Annotated in this window: 4 protein-coding genes; 2 read left to right on the forward strand and 2 right to left on the reverse strand. The window is 37.8% G+C overall.

The features are described from left to right. The coding region (locus M0Q46_06660) for a hypothetical protein (GenBank protein MCK9583274.1) at window positions 1-356 on the forward strand (356 nt) is incomplete at its 5' end. Between the two features lie 20 nt (window positions 357-376). Here the strand turns inward: M0Q46_06660 and M0Q46_06665 are convergent. Both M0Q46_06665 and M0Q46_06670 read right to left on the reverse strand, forming a co-directional pair. Continuing rightward, window positions 377-730, reverse strand: coding sequence for a helix-turn-helix transcriptional regulator (locus M0Q46_06665; protein MCK9583275.1), 354 nt, complete (start codon window positions 728-730; stop codon window positions 377-379). Window positions 731-1147: 417 nt separating this feature from the next. Continuing rightward, window positions 1148-2284 (reverse strand): acetate/propionate family kinase, encoded by a 1137-nt coding sequence (locus M0Q46_06670; protein ID MCK9583276.1) that lies wholly within the window; start codon window positions 2282-2284, stop codon window positions 1148-1150. 441 nt (window positions 2285-2725) lie between these two features. Between M0Q46_06670 and M0Q46_06675 the strand changes: the two genes are divergently transcribed. Further along, window positions 2726-3078 (forward strand): hypothetical protein (locus M0Q46_06675; GenBank protein ID MCK9583277.1); only part of this gene is annotated, 353 nt, incomplete at its 3' end.

The raw sequence follows: 3078 nt of genomic DNA on the forward strand, positions 1-3078 counted from the left end.
AAATAAAAAAATCTCAAGGTGAATTAACTTTAGCTTTAATTAAAAACCCAGATATTCTTGCAGAAGTTGCAAAAATTTCTGCCAATGCAAAAAAGCCTTTTATTGTAGGCTTTGCTGCAGAAACAGAAAATTTATCCACAAATTCCTTAAAAAAACTGCAACAAAAAAATTTAGACATGGTCGTTGCAAATTTGGTTGGTGAGAATTTAGGTTTTGGGAATGTTGAAAGCGAGTTATTAGTTTTACAAAAAAATGCGGCGCCGATTGAGCTTGCGCGCGCAACAAAAACTTCACTCGCCTCAAGGTTAATTGAGATTATTGCAGAAGCTCACACGGCGCGTGAAAATAAAAAATAGGCAGGAATTGTGCGTAATTTTTAGTTAACTGATCTAGATAAATGCGAGTAATTTGATTTTGGTATTACATTAATTGTTACACATAAACCAGCGCGATTAACAATATCTTGGAGTGCCAATTGAATAAATTGTTCTGAAGAATAGCCGAGTTTTTTTGCATAGTTGGCTGCAAGCTTCGGACTGATGCATTTGCGATTATGCTCTAAATCGCATAAGTGTTGTTTTGAAATTCCAAGCATTTCTGCAAATTTAATTTGCGGAATTTCTTCGCCCTCCCGAATTGCACACAAAAGTTTTCCGAGCGTCAATTTATTTTTGGTGATTTTTTCCAAAGTTTTTAGTGTATCTGCAGTAATTTTGCTTTTAATACTCATGTTTTGTTACCTCGACAATCTTTACAAAGTGTATGCAATTATCTTCTGCTATAATGTACACAGCTCGATAAGCTTTGCTCAAACGAATTGAGCGTTGCCCAGCTCTTTTGCCTTGTAATGGCTCATCATGAAACCCGATAACCTACGCACCTCTCTTAACCCGCGAGCGCCAACATCACTAACCCAAGCCTGTAACTTTATTGCTACATGCTCTGGGACTTTTTCTAGATTTTTTACTGCGCGCTCAGACAGACAAACTGCATAAATATCGGTCATTAATATAGTACACTATTATTGTGAATTTTTCAATACAATCATATCGATTAGTGGGATTGCACTAACAGGAATTAACAGAAATTTTGAAATGAATTCTAAGAAACCGCAATACAGTAAAAAATACGGTATGAATTTGCAATTTTAAATCATGCGCAAAGTTTGTTCGGCAATCATTAGCTCTTCATCGGTTGGGATGACATGCAAAAATAATTTGCTTTCGGGGCGGTGAATGGTTGCAGCGTTTTTTGCATTTTTTTCTACATCAATTTTGGCACCGAGCCACTCTAAGCGCATGCAAATTTTTTCACGAATTTGCGGGGAATTTTCGCCAATACCTGCAGTAAAAATAATGCCATCAATACCTTGTAATTCTGCAGCCAAAGAGGCAATCCAACTGCATGAGCGATATACAAATAAATCGATAGCTAATTTTGCATCTTTGCTATCTGAAGCGAACAATTCGCGCATATCTGAGCTAACCCCAGAAACACCTAATAATCCAGACTCTTTGTAGAGAAGCTGCGATAGTTCTTCATAACCGAGCCCATAGTTTTTCATTAAATATAAAATTGCGCCTGGATCAAAATTGCCGCAACGCGTGCCCATTGGTAAACCGTCTAATACTGAAAAACCAAAGGTATTTGCAAGGCTTTTTTTATTATGTACCGCACACATGCTTGCGCCCTGCCCTAAATGCGCAATGATAACTTTGCCGTTTGTCTTTTCTTTTGGTAGATATTTATCAAACTGTGAAACTATATACTCATAAGAAAGCCCATGAAAACCGTAGCGAATTAAACCTGCGTCGCGGTATTTTTTTGGAATTGCAAAGAGCCGAGTTAAATCATTGCAGGTAAAATGAAATGATGTATCAAAACAGGCGATTTGTTTCAGGGTGGGGAATTTTTTGGTGAATACTTCGATGCCACGCAAATTGAATGGCTGGTGCAGAGGTGCAAGCGGCTCAAGTGTTGATAAATAATCAACTATTTCTGGTGTAACTATGACTGGATGTTGATATTTTAAAGCTCCATGCACCACACGATGGCCGGCTGCAACAACCGTAACGTTGTATTCTTTCAATAATTCTAATATTTTATAAATTGCGAGCTCATACGGGTCAACGTCAGCAGAAGTTAAATTTATATCAGCATCAAATTTAATTGCTCCGGCGTAATCTTTGATGCGTAGATGTGGATTGGTGGTGATGCGTTCCACTAATCCGCTATGAGTTTTACAAAGCGCCGCATCTTTAATAGTAAAAACCGCAAACTTCATGCTGGAAGAGCCGGCATTGATGGTAATAATTGATCGCATAAAAAATCTCGAATAATTTGTTAGAATTGGTGCAGATGTTAATTCTTTCTCAACGAAATCTCTAGCAAAAAAATATATTATTAAAGCAGCTGTTCCCGCAATTATTTATTATTTACAAACAATGCGTTATCAAAAAACCTCGCACAATGGGGATTTGTTAAGATTAAGAATCGCGATTCTTCCCACAAAACTCGCAAGCGCGAATTTATTTCGCGCGCCGCATCAAAACAAGAAAACAATTACCGCTAAAACTTAGCGGGAATTGCTGTTATTAAGGTTTTATTAAATGAACCAATTTTAAATTGCTGAAAATTGTGAAAAGGAGTAAATTAGCGCACAAATATTCAGCGCTAATATCCAGACAACAACCAGTGTTAATAAACGACTCAATGGGGGAACAAAATGTTAAACGAAAAAAATACCAAAAACTTGCGTCAAGAGTTTAAAGATTCACTGAGCACATGGCACGAAGCAATCAACCCAGCACAACTCCATTATGCTGATGTAATCAAAAAGAGCTGGAAAAACACTACCTACGTTGTGCGAAATTTACCCTTTGCGCCAGAAAAGCTGGTTGTTTGCCCACCGCATTCAATTTTAAATATGGCACCAAACCAACAACATCGCACTGATTATGCGAGTGGCGTTTTTGAGGGCCTAAGCGCCGAGCCACAACTTGATGCTGCTGGCAAAATTAAAGATATTAGCGTTGTGTTACTGATGCCAAGAATGCAAAGGCTTATGCGATCAATGCG

This window comes from Endomicrobiales bacterium, assembly GCA_023228045.1.
Taxonomy (GTDB): domain Bacteria; phylum Elusimicrobiota; class Endomicrobiia; order Endomicrobiales; family JALOBY01; genus JALOBY01.

Bases quoted from the DNA above. Each gene is read 5' to 3' on its own strand.
- M0Q46_06670 (MCK9583276.1), bottom strand. From the start codon at position 2,284: ATGAAGTTTGCGGTTTTTACTATTAAAGATGCGGCGCTTTGTAAAACT.
- M0Q46_06665 (MCK9583275.1), bottom strand. From the start codon at position 730: ATGAGTATTAAAAGCAAAATTACTGCAGATACACTAAAAACTTTGGAA.